This is a genomic window from Shimia sp. Alg240-R146 (assembly GCF_947331465.1).
Taxonomy (GTDB): Bacteria; Pseudomonadota; Alphaproteobacteria; order Rhodobacterales; family Rhodobacteraceae; genus Shimia.
On record NZ_CAMZOK010000001.1, the window covers coordinates 978,638 to 996,809 of the forward strand.

16 protein-coding genes and 1 other RNA gene are annotated in these 18,172 nt (G+C 56.7%); 12 read left to right on the top strand and 5 right to left on the bottom strand.

Annotated features, from left to right (window positions below):
• Positions 1 to 73: 73 nt before the first annotated feature.
• Positions 74 to 601: a c-type cytochrome gene (locus tag PG871_RS04740; protein ID WP_270726604.1), complete on the bottom strand. Its 528-nt coding sequence runs from the start codon at positions 599 to 601 to the stop codon at positions 74 to 76.
• Between the two features lie 117 nt (positions 602 to 718).
• On the opposite strand from PG871_RS04740, the gene PG871_RS04745 reads away from it, so the two are divergent.
• Positions 719 to 1,552, top strand: coding sequence for a prephenate dehydratase (locus PG871_RS04745; protein WP_270726607.1), 834 nt, complete (start codon positions 719 to 721; stop codon positions 1,550 to 1,552).
• A gap of 17 nt (positions 1,553 to 1,569) precedes the next feature.
• Here PG871_RS04745 and PG871_RS04750 read toward each other — a convergent pair whose 3' ends face one another.
• Both PG871_RS04750 and nudC read right to left on the bottom strand, forming a co-directional pair.
• Positions 1,570 to 2,037, bottom strand: a complete 468-nt coding sequence (locus tag PG871_RS04750) for an SRPBCC family protein (protein WP_270726609.1) — start codon at positions 2,035 to 2,037, stop codon at positions 1,570 to 1,572.
• A gap of 45 nt (positions 2,038 to 2,082) precedes the next feature.
• A complete protein-coding gene (gene nudC, locus PG871_RS04755) occupies positions 2,083 to 3,054 on the bottom strand; it encodes an NAD(+) diphosphatase (RefSeq protein WP_270726610.1) in 972 nt (323 codons plus the stop codon).
• Positions 3,055 to 3,317: 263 nt separating this feature from the next.
• Here nudC and PG871_RS04760 point away from each other — a divergent pair, with 263 nt between their 5' ends.
• The 6 genes from PG871_RS04760 (at position 3,318) to PG871_RS04785 (ending at position 11,267) form a co-directional block, all read left to right on the top strand.
• Positions 3,318 to 5,168: a 5'-nucleotidase C-terminal domain-containing protein gene (locus PG871_RS04760; RefSeq protein WP_270726612.1), complete on the top strand. Its 1,851-nt coding sequence runs from the start codon at positions 3,318 to 3,320 to the stop codon at positions 5,166 to 5,168.
• Positions 5,169 to 5,230: 62 nt separating this feature from the next.
• Positions 5,231 to 5,327: signal recognition particle sRNA small type (ffs, locus tag PG871_RS04765), an RNA gene on the top strand.
• Positions 5,328 to 5,523: 196 nt separating this feature from the next.
• The gene (locus PG871_RS04770) at positions 5,524 to 7,461 is read left to right on the top strand and encodes an extracellular solute-binding protein (RefSeq protein WP_270726614.1); all 1,938 of its coding nucleotides are present in this window, start codon (positions 5,524 to 5,526) and stop codon (positions 7,459 to 7,461) included.
• A 7-nt stretch (positions 7,462 to 7,468) separates the two neighbouring features.
• Positions 7,469 to 8,554 carry a microcin C ABC transporter permease YejB gene (locus PG871_RS04775; RefSeq protein ID WP_270726615.1) on the top strand — a complete coding sequence of 362 codons (1,086 nt, stop codon included), beginning with the start codon at positions 7,469 to 7,471 and terminating at the stop codon, positions 8,552 to 8,554.
• Positions 8,554 to 9,672: an ABC transporter permease gene (locus PG871_RS04780; protein ID WP_270726617.1), complete on the top strand. Its 1,119-nt coding sequence runs from the start codon at positions 8,554 to 8,556 to the stop codon at positions 9,670 to 9,672. Before PG871_RS04775 ends, PG871_RS04780 begins: the two co-directional genes overlap by 1 nt.
• The gene (locus PG871_RS04785) at positions 9,669 to 11,267 is read left to right on the top strand and encodes an ABC transporter ATP-binding protein (RefSeq protein WP_270726619.1); all 1,599 of its coding nucleotides are present in this window, start codon (positions 9,669 to 9,671) and stop codon (positions 11,265 to 11,267) included. The genes PG871_RS04780 and PG871_RS04785 overlap by 4 nt, the downstream gene beginning before the upstream one ends.
• Positions 11,268 to 11,327: 60 nt before the next feature.
• Here PG871_RS04785 and hemN read toward each other — a convergent pair whose 3' ends face one another.
• Positions 11,328 to 12,683: an oxygen-independent coproporphyrinogen III oxidase gene (gene hemN / locus PG871_RS04790; protein WP_270726621.1), complete on the bottom strand. Its 1,356-nt coding sequence runs from the start codon at positions 12,681 to 12,683 to the stop codon at positions 11,328 to 11,330.
• 58 nt (positions 12,684 to 12,741) lie between these two features.
• On the opposite strand from hemN, the gene fnrL reads away from it, so the two are divergent.
• Positions 12,742 to 13,494 (top strand): transcriptional regulator FnrL, encoded by a 753-nt coding sequence (gene fnrL / locus PG871_RS04795; RefSeq protein ID WP_270726624.1) that lies wholly within the window; start codon positions 12,742 to 12,744, stop codon positions 13,492 to 13,494.
• Between the two features lie 105 nt (positions 13,495 to 13,599).
• On the opposite strand, the gene PG871_RS04800 is transcribed toward fnrL, so the two are convergent.
• Positions 13,600 to 14,439, bottom strand: coding sequence for a universal stress protein (locus PG871_RS04800; protein ID WP_270726627.1), 840 nt, complete (start codon positions 14,437 to 14,439; stop codon positions 13,600 to 13,602).
• A gap of 220 nt (positions 14,440 to 14,659) precedes the next feature.
• On the opposite strand from PG871_RS04800, the gene ccoN reads away from it, so the two are divergent.
• From ccoN to ccoP, 4 genes are read left to right on the top strand one after another with little or no spacing between them, the layout of a single operon-like run.
• The gene (gene ccoN, locus PG871_RS04805) at positions 14,660 to 16,261 is read left to right on the top strand and encodes a cytochrome-c oxidase, cbb3-type subunit I (RefSeq protein ID WP_270726630.1); all 1,602 of its coding nucleotides are present in this window, start codon (positions 14,660 to 14,662) and stop codon (positions 16,259 to 16,261) included.
• A gap of 14 nt (positions 16,262 to 16,275) precedes the next feature.
• Positions 16,276 to 17,004, top strand: coding sequence for a cytochrome-c oxidase, cbb3-type subunit II (gene ccoO / locus PG871_RS04810; RefSeq protein WP_270726633.1), 729 nt, complete (start codon positions 16,276 to 16,278; stop codon positions 17,002 to 17,004).
• An 11-nt stretch (positions 17,005 to 17,015) separates the two neighbouring features.
• Positions 17,016 to 17,201, top strand: a complete 186-nt coding sequence (locus tag PG871_RS04815; RefSeq protein ID WP_270726635.1) for a cbb3-type cytochrome c oxidase subunit 3 — start codon at positions 17,016 to 17,018, stop codon at positions 17,199 to 17,201.
• Positions 17,198 to 18,064 carry a cytochrome-c oxidase, cbb3-type subunit III gene (gene ccoP / locus PG871_RS04820; protein WP_270726637.1) on the top strand — a complete coding sequence of 289 codons (867 nt, stop codon included), beginning with the start codon at positions 17,198 to 17,200 and terminating at the stop codon, positions 18,062 to 18,064. The genes PG871_RS04815 and ccoP overlap by 4 nt, the downstream gene beginning before the upstream one ends.
• The last annotated feature ends 108 nt before the right edge of the window (positions 18,065 to 18,172 follow it).

Below are 18,172 nucleotides of genomic sequence, written 5' to 3' on the forward strand. Positions count from 1 at the left end.
GGCAAATTGGCGGGCGGCAACAAAAAAAGGCCGCTGCAGAGCAACGGCCTTTGTAATCATGTGGCGGGGTAACTTAGCCGCCGATTGTCTGGAGATAGGCAATCAAGTTGGCGCGGTCTGTGGCCTTGCGAAGACCCGAAAAGGACATCTTGGTGCCTGGTGCATAGCTTCTGGGGTTTGCGAAGAAACCGTCCAGTGCTTCTGCGGACCAGCTGTCAGTCACAGCAACCAAAGCGCCGGAGTAGTTAAAGCCGGCAACCGAACCGGTTGCACGGTCCACAACACCATAAAGGTGCGGGCCGGTGGCGTTGGCGCCATCTTCGAGTTTGTGACAGGCGCGGCACTTGCCAAACACTTTGGCGCCTTTGTCTACGTCCGCAGAGGCCAGAAGTTCTTCGAGGGTTGGGCCCTCTTCAACTGCGGCGTCGGTGCTTTCGCCGCCTTCTACTTCGATCACATAGGCCTGCTCTGCATGGCCATCGCCGTGGCCTTTGGGGCCGGTGTGATAAATGCTTTCAGCGGCCCAGGAGCCCAGCAGGAAGATCAGCAGAGCGCCGCAAAGCGCGCCCACTACTTTGGTCATTGTCATCGTGTCGAACATGCTACGTTTCCGTCTCGTGGCGTTTGACGCGTATCTATCCGCTTCCCCTTGAAGAACGCAAGGTATAGTTACCGCGACGAAACGCCCCTTGGGGTGGGAAATGGGAAGGAAATGTCGATGGGGACCAACAGGATCGCGTTTCAGGGAGATCTGGGCGCCTATTCGCATGAGGCCTGTCAGCAGGCGCGTCCTGATATGGAGGCCATGTCGTGTGGCACCTTTGAAGAGGTGATCGACGCTGTCAAAAGCGGTGCTGCCGACCTCGCGATGCTGCCGATTGAGAACACGACCTATGGCCGCGTGGCCGACATTCACCGCCTTTTGCCCGAGAGCGGTTTGCACATTATTGACGAAGCGTTTGTGCGTGTCCGGATCTGCCTGATGGCGGTTCCGGGTGTGGCTCTGGATGACGTGAAGTCGGTTCGGGCGCATCTTGTGTTACTGCCGCAATCGGCTGCGTTCCTGAAGGCCCACGGAATCGCGGGCATTTCGGCTGCTGACAGCGCCGGCGCGGCGCGGGAATTGGCCGAGGCCGGATTGACCGATCAAGGTGTGTTGGCGTCCGATCTTGCGGCGGAGACCTATGGGCTCAACGTTTTGGCCACCGACATCGAAGACCACGGGCACAACACGACGCGGTTTGTGATCATGTCGCGTGAGCCTGATTTGAGCCGCCGGTCTCACGGCAAGATGATGACCACGTTTGTGTTTGAAGTGCGCAACATTCCTGCCGCGCTTTATAAAGCGATGGGTGGGTTTGCGACCAATGGTGTGAACATGACCAAGCTGGAAAGCTATATGGTTGATGGATCCTTCACGGCGACCCGGTTTTATGCGGACATCGACGGCCATCCGGACGATCGCAACGTAGCACTGGCGCTGGATGAACTCAGCTACTTCACCAATCACGTAAAAATTGTGGGTGTTTACCCGTCAGCGCAGGACCGCTGAGGGCGCAACGCGGGTCGCTATGCCATGCGTGTGTAGCGGTCTTCCATGTCGCGACGCAGATTTGCCATCCGCTTGCCCAAACGGGTGTTGAGCGTGCCGCGCGCCAGTTTGAGCGATTGCAGCAGAAGTCGGGCAGAGAGCGTGTTGGCTTTGAAGCCGCTCCAGAATTGCAGGCGCGTGCGAGTGCGCGACAGGGCGACAAGTTCGACTTTGATATTAGATTCGATGCCCTGGGCCTTGCCATGCAGAGAGATTTCGTTTGGACGGTCAAACCCTGTGACCTCGAGGTCGACTTCGCGGGCCTTGCCGCGGAATTCAAAGGCGATGCGCCATTTGGCGCCAACACCGGCCCGAGACAAGGAATCCAAGCGTGACACATCGGCGCCGCGACGCAGGGCGGACCGCTCAAAAACCTCAAAATCAGTTACCATTTCAAAGACTTGTTCGATTGGTACGTCAATGTCTTCGCGTGCAGTGAATTCCATTTTGGTTGTGTCCCGACCCCAAGTGTTCGCGCCGTTACTGTCGCCTTAATCGAGCCGGTCCGCAAGCCAGTTGCGTAAAATGAAATGCGCAATTGCACCCTTTCGTGCAGGTTTAAGCACGGGATGTGCACCTGCAAAAGCTTGCAACATCTCTTCGCGGCTGACCCAAATTGCATCTTCGATTTCATTTTTGTCGATCGTGATGTCATCATTTAACGCAACACCGGCGCAGCCAAACATCAGCGAGGACGGATAAGGCCAGGGTTGGCTGGCGAGATAGGAGACGGGGCCGACGCGGATGCCGGCCTCTTCGAAGACTTCGCGGCGTACGGCGGCTTCGAGTGTTTCGCCGGGTTCAACAAAACCTGCGAGCAGAGAATACATGCCTTCGGGCCAGCCGGGGGAGCGGCCCATCAACACTCGGTTGCCGTGTGTTATCAGCATAATCACAACAGGGTCGGTGCGGGGAAAATGCGAGGTGTTGCAGGCGGGGCAGTCACGTTGCCACCCGCTTTGGACCATGCGACTTTCCTGACCGCAAGCGGCGCAGAACCGGTGGGACCGGTGCCAGCCATAGATCGCCTTGGCGGTTGCGGCGAGTTCCGCGTCGCGCGCAGTCAGGCGGGCCATCACGCCGCGCAATTCGCAAAATGCGTGGTCGCCGGGCAGGCTGGGGTGGGTTTGCACGCTGGCGTCAAAGAATTGACCCAAGCTGGCCGCGTCCACGTTGTCGGGCTTAAACGCCGAGACATCGCGGGCAAAAAGGGCGTGTCCCGCCTCGTTCAGGCCAAGCAGCACAGGGGGCACTTGAATGCCATCAAAAAGCGTGTGGTCCATTGGCAAGTGCACAAGATGTTCCTTGGCTTCCCCTCTACACAGGGGTTTGCCTCGCCAAAGGGCAATCGTTCTGCTCTCCGGGGCGGCCAGGAGAATGGCAATCGCGGCTTCGTCGCCGCGCAGCTCCGCTGCTCTGTTGAGGTCAGAGCCTCCGAATGTAACTGTTTCCGCGTGTTGCATAAATTCCTCCGCACCTGAGGCTTGCCATGTATGAAGGAAGCGGGCAATCAAAAGCGAACAGGACGCTCGGCGCCGTGCGACCTTTTGGTCATGTTGTCAGCTAAAACCCCATAAGTTGTGGATTTGAAATATAGATCGACCTATACTTGCGATAGTGCTGAGGGGCGCGCTGATAGTTGGAGCCGACAACAGGCTTTTGTTAAAAAGAGAGGATCAGTTTGCCTCGTACTTATGAAGTTGGGTCAGCACCCAAGTGCCTTAATGTGCGCTTGCTTGCCACCAGTGATGTCCACGCGCAGCTGTTGGCGTATGACTATTTCCGAGAAACGCGCACCGACGGGTCGTCATTGGCACGACTGGGGTCGCTGATTCGCGAGCTGCGCGACGGTGCTGATGCCTCGGTTCTGCTGGACAATGGCGACTTTTTGCAGGGCGGACAGATCGCCGAAGTCGACCTCGCGGACGTTTCTCAAATAGGTAACCCGGTCATCAGTGCTATGAACGCGCTAGGGTATGATGCCGTGGGCCTTGGTAACCACGAGTTTGATGTCGACGAACCGCTGTTGCGCAAGTCTCTGGCGCTGGCTGATTTTCCCGTTTTATGCGCCAACCTGATCCCCAAAGATGGCGAAGGCAGGTACGAGGGTATCTGGCAGAAACGGGTGATTGTACCCGTCCAAGCCCGTACTGAAGACGGATGTCTCGAGACAGTGAAGTTCGGCATATTCAGTGTTTTGCCGCCGCAAGTGGTAGACTGGGGCGCGGTACGACTTGCCAAAGGCGTGCGCGCTCGTGACATCGTTGCGACGGCGCGGGAGCAGGGGGCGGCCTTGCGCGCTGAAGGAGCGGACATCGTTGTCGCTTTGGCACATTCCGGGATCACCGCTGTTTCAGCCGCATATATGGCGGAGAACGCCGCGCCGGAAGTTGCTGCGCTTGACGAGGTAGATGTGATCATCGCGGGTCACATTCACGAACGATTTCCGCGTGACGGCTATCTCGACACAGCCGTAATCGACGGCAAGCGCGGAAGCTTGCATGGCAAGCCAGCTGTGATGCCCGGAGCGATGGCTGCGTTTCTAGGGAAAATTGATCTGCACCTCGTTCAGGTGGACGACAAGGCCGCAAGGGGCAGAATCTGGCGTGTCGATGGGTTTGAATGTGAAAACATCGCCGGCTGGACCCATATCGAAGATGCTGGAATCGTTGAGGTTTTACAGCCAGCGCAGCGCGCGGCCGTTAAGCGACTTGCCAAGGTCGTGGGGCATTTAGAACGGCCGGTCAGCACCTATTTTTCTATGGTGAAGGACGGTTGTGCGACGCGAATTCTGGCAGAGGCCAAGCTTGCTGCTCTGCGCGAGGAATTGTTCGGCACGCCGTATGAACATTTGCCGCTTTTGGCCTCTGTTGCGCCCACCCGATGCGGCGGGCGTGCTGGTCCGCTAAATTATGTGGACATCGCGCCGGGGCCGCTTCTGGAGCGCAGCATCGGACAGATGCAACCGTTCGCGAATTTCATCAGCCTGTTGCGTCTGAACGGCGCTGAATTGCTGGAATGGCTGGACATGGCGGCGAGTCTGTATGCCCAGATGGTGCCAAATCAACCGGACCAATGGCTTTTTGAGCGCGACACGCCTGCCTATAAACGGGAAACGGTCTATGGGGTGTCCTACGAAATCGACCTGTCAGGACCGGCTCGATATTCCCATGCCGGAGAGGTCTTGCGTCCGGGAAAGACCCGAATCCGCAACCTGACGTGGCAGGGTGAACCGGTGCGACCCACGCAAGAATTTCTGCTGGCGACAAATGATTTTAGAGCGGGCGGCGGCGGCAATTTTCCCGGTGTGAGCCCAAGCAAGGTCGTGCCGCTGCGGCCGATCCACATGCGCGATGCCTTGGTGAAATATTTGGCCGCCGGCGCTGTTTGTGCAGATCAAGCGGTCCCGTCATGGAGGTTCGCCAGACTGAGTAATGTCTCAGCCGTGTTTGAGACGGGGGCGGCCGCGATGCAATATTTTGACCTTCAGAACCTGCCGCTTACTCCCTTGGGGGCATCAGAGGACGGATTCCTGCGGTTCCGCATGGATTTGGATGATCCATATTGGCCAAGCTGAGCGCATAACTACACGGTCCTGATGGCTTGCATCCTGTTGATGAGCGCACTATATCGACGCTTGAGAGGTTGGCGCGGGCGAGCGCCTCGCCAACCCGGTCAGATCCGGAAGGAAGCAGCCGTAACGAGCCCCGCTTGGGTCGTTGTCCAGCCTCTCACCCACTTCCCCGCATATTTGCACGGCAATTGGCCCCATCCTGGGCCGCCGGTTGGGTCATCAGATTCCGATTGTTTGCCAACGCACGGCGTTTTCACGCTGAGTTGACGCAATAGGAACTTGAATGTTGCGCACCCACGCCTTTAGCTTGATGACAAAACAAATAGTGTGGATGACCGTGTCCGCTGGGGAGGCTTGAATGTCAGAAAAGACGATCAAAATTGCAGGTCCAATGTTTGACCGACGCGGCGCGATGCGCGTGATGGGTGGCGGGGCGGCTGCGATCGCGGCCGGATTGAAGGCACCAATGGCATTCGCCAGCGAGGAAGAGATCATCCGTTCGCACGGGTATTCGTTTTATGGCGATCTGAAATACCCTGCTGATTATCCACATTTCGACTACGTAAACCCCGACGCGCCCAAGGGTGGGCAAATCACCCTGAGTGCGCGCGGAACGTTTGACGGGTTCAACCGGTTTGCATGGCGCGGTAATGCGGAATCTGATTCTGGGGTTGTTGCAGAAGCGATGTTTGCGGAAATGCCCTGGGGCGGAGGCGCGCCGGCGGATTCGATCACCGACAGCTATTGTTTGATTGCGCGCGAGGTTGAGTATCCGAAAGACAAGACGTGGTGCGTGTTTCACATGCGCGATGATGTGGTGTTTCGCGATGGATCGCCTTTGAGGGCGCAAGATGCAGCCTTTACCCACAACCTATTCCTTGAGCAGGGCATTCGGTCCTACTCCCGCTCGGTAAAAGAGCGGATCTCTGGTGTGGAAGTGATCGATGATCACACGTTGCGATACACGTTTGCCGACGGGATCTCGCGCCGGTCTCTGATCGGACAGGTTGGTGGTACGCCGATTTTTTCGGAAGAGTGGTACAAACAAACAGGGGAGCGGCTTGATGAGCCGTCTATTCTTTCGCCTATGGCGTCCGGGCCGTACCAAGTGGGCGATTATGAGTTCAATCGCTTTGTGGTCTATGAACGCAACCCGAATTATTGGGGCTGGGACCATCCCGCCAACGTCGGGCGGCACAATTTTGATCGCATTCGGGTGGAGTATTTTTCGGATGCCACCGCAGAATTCGAAGCCTTCAAGGCCGGTGTGTACACATTCCGGACCGAAGGCTCGACCAAACAGTGGGCGACGGGGTACAACTTCCCGGCAATTGACCGCGGTGACGTCAAAAAAGAAGCGATCCCGCGCGGAACAGCGCCAAGCAACAGCGGTATCATTTTCAACACAATGCGTGCGCCGTTGAACAACCGGACCGTGCGCCATGCTTTGTCGTTGGCGTTCAATTTTGAATGGACCAAGGAATCGCTGCAGTTCGATTTGACCACACAACGCGACTCGTTTGTGCAAGGGCAGGACTGGGAAGCCAAAGGCGCGCCAGAGGGCGACGAATTGGCCTTCCTGCAATCGCTGGGTGACGTTGTGCCCGCCGATATGCTGACCGACGATGTGGTCATGCCGCATACGTCCAAAGCGTCGACGCCAATTGACCGGCGCAACAAGCGTGCTGCGCTGAAGCTGTTTGAAGAGGCCGGTTGGACGGTGAACGACGCGGGCCAAATGGTGGATTCAAGCGGCGCACAGATGTCGCTTGATTTTCTGGTGTTGTCCTCTTGGGACGAAACCCGACTGGCGAGCATCGACGCATTTGTCAAAACGCTGGCCAATTGGGGCGTCAAAGTCAAAGCCGACAAAGTCGACAGTGCGCAGGGTCAGCAACGCTTTTTGGATAAGGACTACGATCTGATCCACACCCGCATCCTGTCCTTCTCGACGGCGAGCACCTCGTTGCGCCAGCTGTTTGGGTCCAAAACTGCGGAAGTGTCGTCCTACAATCCTTCGGCGCTGCGCAATGACATGGTGGATGCCATCATCGACAAGGCACTTGCCGCAAAAACGCGGGCCGAAGAAATCACAGCGATGACTGCCTTGGATCGCGCTTTGCGTTATGAGCGGATCATCGTGAACGCAGGTTACGTTCCCGAAGCGTGGGTCGCGTATTACGACATGTTTGAGCGGCCGGAAAAGCTGCCGCCTTATGCGGTTGGATTGCTGGATTTCTGGTGGCTCAACCCGGAAAAAGAAGCGGCCCTGAAGGCCTCGGGCGCGTTGAGGTAACTGACTTTTGGGCGCATATATACTTCGAAGACTGTTGCTTGTGATCCCGACGTTGCTTGGGATCATGATACTCAATTTCACGTTGGTGCAATTTGTGCCGGGCGGACCTGTGGAACAGGTGATTGCCCGCGTTCAAGGCGAAGGGGATGTGTTTTCGGGCTTTGCCGGAGGCAATGAGGATGTGGGCGAGGAGACCTTTGGGTCTGACAGCGACTACTTGGGCGCCCGTGGATTGCCCAAGGAATTCATTGAGGAACTTGAGAAAGAGTTTGGTTTTGATAAGCCGCCGCTGGAGCGGTTTCTGTCCATGATGGGCAATTATATGCGGCTTGATTTTGGCGAGAGCTATTTTCGCAAAATCAGTGTGATTGATCTTGTTCTGGAAAAGATGCCCGTGTCCATAACACTGGGGCTTTGGTCGACCTTGCTGGCGTATTTGGTATCAATTCCGCTTGGCATCAAAAAGGCGGTCAAAGACGGCACGCCGTTTGACACATGGACCAGTGGCGCAATCATCGTGGGCTATGCCATTCCGGGTTTCCTGTTTGCCATCATGCTTGTCGTACTATTTGCGGGGGGCAGCTATTGGCAGATATTCCCGCTGCGAGGGCTGACCTCTGACAACTTTGAACAATTGACGCCATTGGGCAAAGCGCTGGATTACCTCTGGCACATTACGCTGCCAATTATTGCATCAACCATCGCGGCCTTTGCGACGCTGACGCTTTTGACCAAGAACAGCTTTTTGGACGAGATCAAGAAGCACTATGTGATGACCGCTCGGGCCAAGGGTTTGAGCGAAAAGCGTGTGCTTTACGGACATGTGTTCCGCAATGCGATGTTGATCGTAATCGCGGGTTTTCCTGCGGTTTTTATCGGTGTGTTCTTTGGCGGATCGGTTTTGATCGAGACGATCTTTTCGCTCGACGGCTTGGGCCGTCTTGCGTTTGAGGCCGCTGTGGCGCGGGATTATCCGGTGATCTTTGGCACGCTCTTTGTGTTTGGCTTGATTGGCCTTGTGGTCGGTATCCTGTCTGACTTGATGTACGTGCTGGTTGATCCGCGCATTGATTTTGAGAAGAGGGCAGGCTGATGGCACTTTCTCCTCTCAATCAACGGCGCTGGAGCAATTTTAAACGCAACCGCCGTGCGCTTTGGTCGTTGGTCGTTTTTTGCTTTCTGTTTGGCCTGTCTCTGTTTGCCGAGTTCCTCGCGAACGACAAACCGATTGTCGTCAGCTACCGCGGAGAAATTTTTACGCCGATCTTTAAGTTTTATCCCGAGACCACCTTTGGTGGGGATTTTAAAACTGAGGCGGTTTACAACGATCCGGTCGTGCAATGTTTGATCGCCACGGGTGGTGTTGAGGATTGCTTCGACATCCCCGAAGACATTCTGGAAGGTCTGGATGCTGGCAAATCGCCGGAAGAGTTGGAACTTGTTGAATATCAAAAAGGCTGGGCGCTTTGGCCGATCATTCCATACAGCTATGACACGCCGGTGGACCGTGCGGGCGCGGCACCTTTGCCGCCGGATAGTCAAAATTGGCTTGGAACGGACGACCGTAAGCGCGATGTGGTTGCGCGGGTGATCTACGGCTTCAGGCTGTCGATATTCTTTACGCTGATTGTGACCGTGTCCGCCAGCTTGATTGGTATTATGGCGGGTGCAGTGCAGGGTTACTTTGGTGGCTGGCTGGATCTGATCTTTCAGCGGGTGATCGAGATTTGGGGGGCCACTCCGAGCCTTTACATCATTATCATTATGTTCGCCATTTTGGGGCGAAGTTTCTGGCTGTTGGTCTTTCTCACGGTGCTGTTTGGCTGGACATCTTTGGTGGGTGTTGTGCGGGCCGAATTTTTGCGGGCACGCAATCTGGAATATGTACGCGCGGCAAAAGCTCTGGGCGTGTCCAACAGTGTGATCATGTTCCGCCACATGCTGCCTAACGCGATGGTGGCGACCGTGACAATGCTTCCGTTCATCGTCACTGGGACGATTAGCACCTTGGCAGGGCTTGACTTCCTTGGCTTTGGCCTGCCGTCCTCGGCACCAAGTCTTGGAGAGTTGACCTTGCAGGCGAAACAGAACTTGCAGGCGCCTTGGTTGGGGTTCACCGCCTTCTTCACCTTTGCGATCATGTTGTCGCTTTTGGTGTTCATATTTGAGGGCGTTCGGGATGCCTTTGACCCAAGAAAGACGTTTTCATGAGCATTCTTGAAGTCAAAGACCTGCGTGTGGCGTTTCAGCAAGATGGCGAACTGATCGAAGCTGTCAAAGGCGTTTCGTTTGCTGTGGACCGTGGTGAAACCGTGGCATTGGTGGGGGAATCCGGATCAGGCAAGTCGGTGTCGGCCTTGTCGACGGTTTCCTTGTTGCCGGGAAGTGCACGGGTTTCGGGATCCGTAACCTATGACGGTCAGGAAATGGTCGGCGCGAAAGAGAACACCTTGCGCAAGGTGCGCGGTAACGACATCAGCTTTATCTTCCAAGAGCCGATGACGTCTTTGAACCCGCTGCACACGATTGAAAAGCAACTGGGCGAGAGCCTCGCGCTGCACCAAGGGGTTGTCGGCAGCGATGCGCGCGGCCGCATTCTAGACTTGATGGAGAAGGTTGGCATTCGCGATGCGGAAAGCCGATTGAGTGCCTATCCGCATCAATTGTCTGGCGGTCAGCGACAGCGGGTTATGATCGCGATGGCGCTGGCCAACAAGCCGGATGTTTTGATCGCTGATGAGCCGACAACGGCGCTGGATGTGACCATTCAGGCGCAAATTCTTGAACTGCTGGCGGAGTTGAAGAAATCTGAAGGCATGGCGCTGTTGTTTATCACCCATGATTTGGGAATCGTGCGACGGATCGCGGACAAAGTTTGTGTGATGAAAGACGGTGAGATTGTCGAAGCGGGCCCCGTGGCCGAGATTTTCTCCAACCCAAAGCATGAATATACCCGTGCTTTGCTGAGCGCGCGGGCATCTGGCGCGCCGGAGCCGGTGGACGAGGCTGCGCCAGCAATGGCAGAGACTGATCAGTTGCGGGTCTGGTTCCCGATCCAGCAGGGTTTTTTGCGCCGCACGGTGGGGCATGTCAAAGCCGTGAACGCCGCGACGATTTCGGTTCGGGCGGGCGAAACACTTGGTATCGTTGGCGAGAGTGGGTCAGGCAAGACCACGCTGGCGTTGGCGATCATGCAGCTGATCGACAGTGAAGGTGACATCACCTTTGACGGAGATGATGTTCGGGCCTGGTCGACCAAACAATTGCGCGCACTGCGAAAAGATATGCAGATCGTGTTTCAGGATCCCTATGGCAGTTTGAGTCCGCGCATGACCTGCGAGCAGGTGATCGCCGAAGGTTTGGGCGTGCATGGCAGTCCGGACGGGCGCGCCACCCGCGCGGTGGTGGCTGATGTAATGGAAGAAGTCGGGCTCGATCCGGCGACGATGGACCGGTACCCGCACGAGTTTTCAGGGGGGCAGCGGCAGCGTATCGCCATCGCCCGCGCGATGGTCTTGCGGCCCAAACTGGTCGTATTGGATGAACCGACCTCGGCGCTGGATATGACAGTGCAGGTGCAGATTGTTGAATTGTTGCGGCGTCTGCAGCGCAAGTATGGACTTGCGTATTTGTTCATCAGTCACGACCTGCATGTAGTGCGCGCGATGAGCCACAAAATTATGGTGATGAAAGCCGGAGATGTTGTTGAAAGCGGCGAAGCAGCCGCGCTGTTTGACAACCCTCAGGCTGAATACACGCGCGAATTGCTGGCGGCAGCGCCGGTTGTTGAGGCCCCACCGGTCTGACCCAAAAAGAAAGACCGCAGCTGTGTGCCGCGGCCTGTGATGTGCGTGTGTTTCCAAAGATTAGATTGCAGCGCTGTGCTGTGCTTTGCTGTTGTCGTAGGCGTCAAACGCCCGCGCGATCATGCGGGTCAATGGGCGGGCATGATCCGGAATTGACAGGCCACTGGCGTCGATCGCCACCATATCCGGGAAGCGGGTCGCCACAGCTGAGAACAGCTGACTCAACCACGCGTAGGAGACATCGAAACGGTCGTGTATTTCCGCCCGATCAACGCGGAAGTCGCACATAAGAGCTTCAATTATGCGACCACGCACCAGGTCTTCTCCGGCAAACACATGCCCGCGTGATGTCGAGAAACTGCCGTCGCGGATTGCGCCTGTGTGAGCAGACGTGGCGGGGGCGTTTTGCGCATATCCTTGCGGAAAGCGCGCAATTGACGAGGCGCCAACAGCAAGCAGCACGTCGGCGGTGTCATCTGTGTAGCCTTGGAAATTCCGGCGCAGAGTGCCGTTGCGCTGCGCGACGGACAGACCGTCGGTCTTGGTGGCAAAGTGGTCGATGCCGATTTCGTCATAGCCGTCCCACAAGAAGAGTTTGCGCGACGTTTCATAGAGCGCGAGACGTTCTTGAGGCGTTGGCAAGGCGTCGGTCGGGATCATTTGTTGACGCTTGGCCATCCACGGTACGTGCGCGTAGCCATAGAGCGCCACGCGATCTGGTGCGAGCGACAACAGCTTTTGGACACTTTCGGTCATGCGCGCCTGCGTTTGGTGCGGCAGGCCAAACAGGATGTCGGCGTTCACGGACGCGATGTTGTGGGCGCGGATCATATCGACCGCGTCGCGGGTCACGTCATAGCTTTGGATGCGGCCAATTGTTTTCTGGATGTCGTCGTCAAAATCCTGAACACCAATCGAGGCGCGGTTCATTCCGGCGGCGGCCAGGGCAGCCATGCGCGGGGCGTCGATTTCATTTGGGTCGATCTCAACCGAGAACTCGCCGTTCGGCGCCATCGGGGCCACATCAAAGATGGCGCCTGCGAGGTCCTGCATCATGGCCGGATCCAATAGCGTCGGTGTGCCGCCGCCCCAGTGCAGGCGGGAGAAGGACACACCGTCAGGCAGGTGGGATTTCAAAAGTTTGAGTTCGGCTTTGAGCGTTTCGACATAGGCCGCGACCGGCGATAAGGTCGAGGTGCCTTGTGTGCGGCAAGCGCAGAACCAGCATAGTCGGCGGCAAAACGGCACATGCACATAAAGCGAGACTTGAGATCCGGCGGGGATTGCCTCAATCCAACTTACGTAAGTGTCTGGCGTTACGTCATTTTTAAAGTGAGGGGCTGTCGGGTAGCTTGTGTAGCGGGGCACTTTCGCGTCAAAGAGACCCAGCTTTGCCAATTGTTTTTCCTGTTCCATAAAAATAGGTATACTCAGCGCAAGGGCTAGGAAACTTTGACCCAGATCAAGAGCGAACATGAACCAGATTAATCTAACATCCGCCCAAATCCCGAGTGGGTGCCAAAACTGTGCCATCCGGCATCAGGCAGTCTGTTCGCGTTGCGAGCCAGATGAGTTGGATCGTTTGGAAGAGATCAAATATTACCGCACAGTCGAGGCTGGCCAAACCGTGGTTTGGACCGGCGATCGCATGGAATTTGTGGCCTCTGTGGTGACAGGCATCGCGTCGCTCACACAGACCATGGAAGACGGACGTACCCAAATGGTAGGTTTGCTTTTGCCCGGCGATTTCATCGGGCGGCCGGGACGCGAGTCTGCGGCCTACGACGTGGTTGCGACCACCAATCTGGTACTGTGCTGTTTCCGCAGAAAACCTTTTGAAAACATGATCGTGCAGACACCGCACATCGCCCAGAGACTGCTTGAGATGACGTTGGATGAGCTGGATGCAGCGCGCGAATGGATGCTTGTGCTGGGGCGGAAAACCGCGCGCGAAAAGATCGCGAGCCTGCTGGCGATTGTGGCACGGCGCAACGCCGCGCTGACGCTTCAGGGCACTGACGGGGAACTGCAATTTGATCTGCCGCTGACCCGTGAAGCGATGGCGGATTACCTTGGGTTGACGCTGGAGACGGTGAGTCGCCAGATATCGGCGCTGAAACGCGATGAGGTGATCTCGTTGGAGGGCAAACGGCATGTGATTGTGCCGGATTACCGACGCTTGCTGAACGAAGCGGGCGACGACTCGGACGGTGGAATGGTGATCTAGGCCACACACGCAGGTCGATTCGAAAAACGCCCGAACGCTGATGCGCCGGGCGTTTTTTGTGTCTGCATCCCGACGGTATCGCGTCGGTAAGCCGTCGGTGCGATTTTAATGTGCCATAAATACAGGCATTGTGGCTTGCTCCAGCATGTTTCGGGTCGCGCCGCCCAAAATGGCCTCGCGGAAACGGGAGTGACCATAGGCGCCCATCACGATCATATCGGCGCTTTTGTCGTTGGCGTGGCGCAACAGCACATCCGACACGCGGGGCTGTGTCTTGGACAGCACGTCGACTTCGACGTGCACGCCGTGGCGTGACAGGAACTGCGACAGCAACCCGCCCGGATCAGAGCGGTTGGGGCCGTGAACTGGTGGGTCAATGACCACCACATGCACCGCGTCAGCGGCTTTCAGGAACGGCAGCGCCGCGCGAGTGGCGACCAGCGCCTCGGCGCTTTCGTTCCAGCCGATGCACACTGTTTTGGGTGTTGTCACAGGCGCTGGCGCGTCTGGCACCATCAGCACGGGTGCCTGACCTTCAAAAAGCGCGGCCTCGATTGTGGGCTCAAGTTCGGTGCCGTGTTTGGGGCCATATGGTTTGGGCAGAATCACGAGATCTGCGAAACGGGCACGCTGTGCCACGTGGCGTCCAAGGTCGGCGATCTGGGCCACGCCCGAATCGCACGCCCATCGCAATTCGGATGCGCCGAGCACCTTTTTGCATTTCTCTTCGATGGATTCGGCCTCGGAGCGGGCGCGGTTGAGCATTTCCTGCATCATCATCGCATCCGCGCCAGCATAAAAGTATCCGTTTTGGCTGCGGTCTACCCCAAGGGCAAGGACATCCAAATGGGCGTCCTGCGACTCGGCGAGCGCCATGCCTTGGGCAAGCGGAGAGTCGGAGAAATCTGTGTCTGTCAGGACGCAGAGCAAAGATTTATAGGCCATCTTTTCGTTCCCGTGTTATTAAAAGGTGCACGTCAGAGTTAGCTTTTAAGCCGTGGACAGTTTCCCACCGCGAGCTGGCTTGTCAAATAAGGAATAGATTGTGGGCGCTTCGCCTTGACCCAGATCAAGGTAGGGTATCCGGCAGTCGGCGATTAACAGCTTAGTCTAAATCCGTTCGGACGCACAAAAAAATGAGCCGGACAAGACAAAGGGACGAAAAATGGTGAATTACTTCAAGCTAATCGTGCTTGGCCTCATCACGCTATTTGCGATGATGGCGGCCAATTTCGCACGAGATTTGGCTTATATGGTGCACGCCTGGATTATCATGGCGGTGTCATTTGGCCTGTTTATCTGGACGTTGCGTGGCATGGGACAAACGACCGTGCATCCGCAAGACGAATATATGGATGGCGTGGTCCGATATGGCGTCGTCGCTACCGCATTTTGGGGTGTTGTCGGCTTTCTTGTCGGGGTCGTCATCGCCTTTCAGCTCGCCTTTCCAGTGCTGAACTTTGAATGGGCGCAGGGGTTTGCGAACTTCGGGCGTCTAAGACCGCTGCACACGTCAGCGGTGATTTTTGCGTTTGGCGGCAATGCCTTGCTGGCCACCTCGTTTTACGTTGTGCAGCGCACCAGTGCGGCCCGGCTTTGGGGCGGCAATCTGGCGTGGTTCGTATTCTGGGGCTATCAGCTTTTCATTGTTCTGGCGGCAACCGGCTATTTGCTGGGCGGCACACAGTCCAAGGAATATGCGGAACCTGAGTGGTATGTGGACCTGTGGCTGACCGTTGTTTGGGTGGCGTATCTGGCTGTGTTCCTCGGCACGATCATCAAACGCAAAGAGCCGCACATCTATGTGGCAAACTGGTTCTATCTGTCCTTCATCGTAACCGTTGCGATGCTGCACGTGGTCAACAACCTGACCATTCCGGTGTCGATCTGGGGTTCCAAGTCGGTGATCGTCTGGGCCGGTGTGCAAGATGCGATGGTGCAGTGGTGGTATGGCCACAACGCCGTTGGCTTCTTCCTGACCGCTGGCTTCCTCGGCATGATGTATTACTTCATCCCGAAACAGGCCGAGCGTCCGGTGTTCTCATATAAACTGTCGATCATCCACTTTTGGGCTTTGATCTTCTTGTATATCTGGGCTGGACCGCACCACCTGCATTACACCGCGTTGCCAGATTGGGCGTCGACCCTTGGCATGGTGTTCTCGATCATTTTGTGGATGCCCAGCTGGGGCGGCATGATCAACGGCCTGATGACGCTTTCGGGCGCATGGGACAAGTTGCGCACCGATCCGGTCATCCGGATGATGGTGATCTCGGTTGGTTTCTACGGCATGTCGACCTTTGAGGGTCCGATGATGTCGATCCGCGCTGTGAACTCGCTGTCTCACTACACTGACTGGACAATTGGACACGTGCACTCCGGTGCGCTTGGTTGGAACGGCATGATCACCTTTGGTGCTCTGTACTTCCTGACCCCGGTTCTGTGGAAACGTGAGCGTCTTTACTCGCTGCAACTCGTGAGCTGGCACTTCTGGCTCGCCACCATCGGTATCGTGCTTTACGCAGCGTCGATGTGGGTGACCGGTATCATGGAAGGCCTGATGTGGCGTGAAGTGGATGCCAACGGCTTCCTGGTGAACTCGTTTGCTGACACCGTTGCTGCGAAGTTCCCGATGTACGTTGTGCGTGGTCTGGGTGGGGTCATGTTCCTCGCTGGGGCACTCATCATGTGCTACAACCTGTGGATGACTGTACGGAAGTCGCCGGCCAAAGAGGCCAGCCTGTCCGTCGCAGTCCCGGCTGAATAAGGAGGGCCGGAGCAATGGCAATTCTCGACAAACACAAGATCCTCGAGACCAACGCGACCCTCCTGCTGGTGTTCAGCTTTTTGGTTGTAACCATCGGTGGCATCGTGCAAATCGCGCCGCTTTTCTGGCTGGAAAACACCATCGAAGAGGTGGAGGGCATGCGTCCTTACACTCCCCTCGAGATAACCGGTCGTGAAATCTACATTCGTGAAGGGTGCTACGTCTGTCACAGTCAGATGATCCGTCCGATGCGCGACGAAGTGGAGCGCTACGGTCACTACTCACTGGCTGCGGAATCCAAGTGGGACCACCCGTTCCAGTGGGGATCCAAACGGACCGGTCCTGATCTGGCTCGTGTGGGTGGTCGTTACTCGGATGAGTGGCACGTAGATCACATGCGTAATCCGCAGAGTGTGGTGCCGGAATCGGTGATGCCCAAGTATGGCTTTCTTGAGAAAAAGAAAATCGATGGGAAATACATCGGTGATCTTTTGAACGCCAATGCGATTGTCGGTGTGCCTTACACCGAGGACATGATCGCAAGCGCGCAGGCCGACTTTGCTGCGCAGGCTGATCCGGACAGCGATTACGACGGGCTGCTTGAGCGTTACGGCGACAACGTCAATGTGCGCAACTTTGATGGCAATCCGGGTGTGAGTGAACTGGATGCGTTGATCGCATACATGCAGATGTTGGGCACGTTGGTTGATTTCTCGACCTTCACGCCGGACGCATCGCGCTAGGAGGGGAGACCATGGAAACATATTCTTTCCTCAGAGAGTTCGCTGACAGTTGGATGTTGCTGTTCTTGTTCGTGTTCTTCCTTGGAATCGTTGCTTGGGTATTCCGCCCGGGCTCGACCAAGGAATATCACGACACCGCCGACATCCCTTTCCGGCACGACGACAAACCCGCCACGGATAAGGAGGCGAGGCCATGAGCAAACCGTCAAAGAAATTCGACAATGATCCGTCCACAACAGGTCACAGCTGGGACGGCATCGAAGAATTCAACAACCCGCTGCCACGGTGGTGGCTGTGGACCTTCTATGTCTGCATCATCTGGGGCATCGGCTACACCATTGCCTACCCCGCATGGCCAGGCATCAAAGGGGCCACGGCAGGTATGTTGGGCTGGTCGACGCGCGCCAATGTGGCGGCTGACATCCAGAGCGCCGAAGACAAATTGGCGCCGATCAACGCCAAGCTGGAAGCGGCGGAATTGACCCAGATTTCGACGGATCCCGAGCTTGGGCCGTACGCGGCGTCGGCCGGGTCGGCTGTGTTCAAGACCTGGTGTGCCCAGTGTCACGGCTCTGGCGCCGCGGGTGCCAAGGGCTATCCCAACCTGTTGGACAACGACTGGCTGTGGGGCGGTGACATTGAGAACATCTATCTCACTGTGAAGCACGGCATTCGCAATGAAGAAGACGGCGATGCGCGGTATTCCCAGATGCCTGCCTTTGGTGATGACTACCTGGAAGATTCTGCCATCGACGCTGTCTCGAACTACGTGATGTCGCTGTCGGGTGAGCCGAAAGATGCGTCTGTTGTTGCAGCGGGTGCTGAGGTCTTTGCCGAAGATTGTGCGTCTTGTCACATGGAAGACGGCACAGGCGATCGGGACCAAGGGGCACCAAACCTCGCGGACGCGATCTGGCTCTATGGTGGCGACTACGACACCATCGTGGAGACAGTCACCTACAGCCGGTATGGCGTGATGCCGTCGTGGGGCAATCGCCTGAGCGAAGCGCAAGTGCGGGCCGTGTCTGCTTATGTGCACCAACTTGGTGGCGGCGAGTAACACCGCGCCTCAGGGCAAATGATTTGGGCCATCCTTCGGGGTGGCCCTTTTTGTTGGGACGGGTGCGGGGCCTGTCAAAAACTTTCGCTGCGGCCGGCAAGATTGACC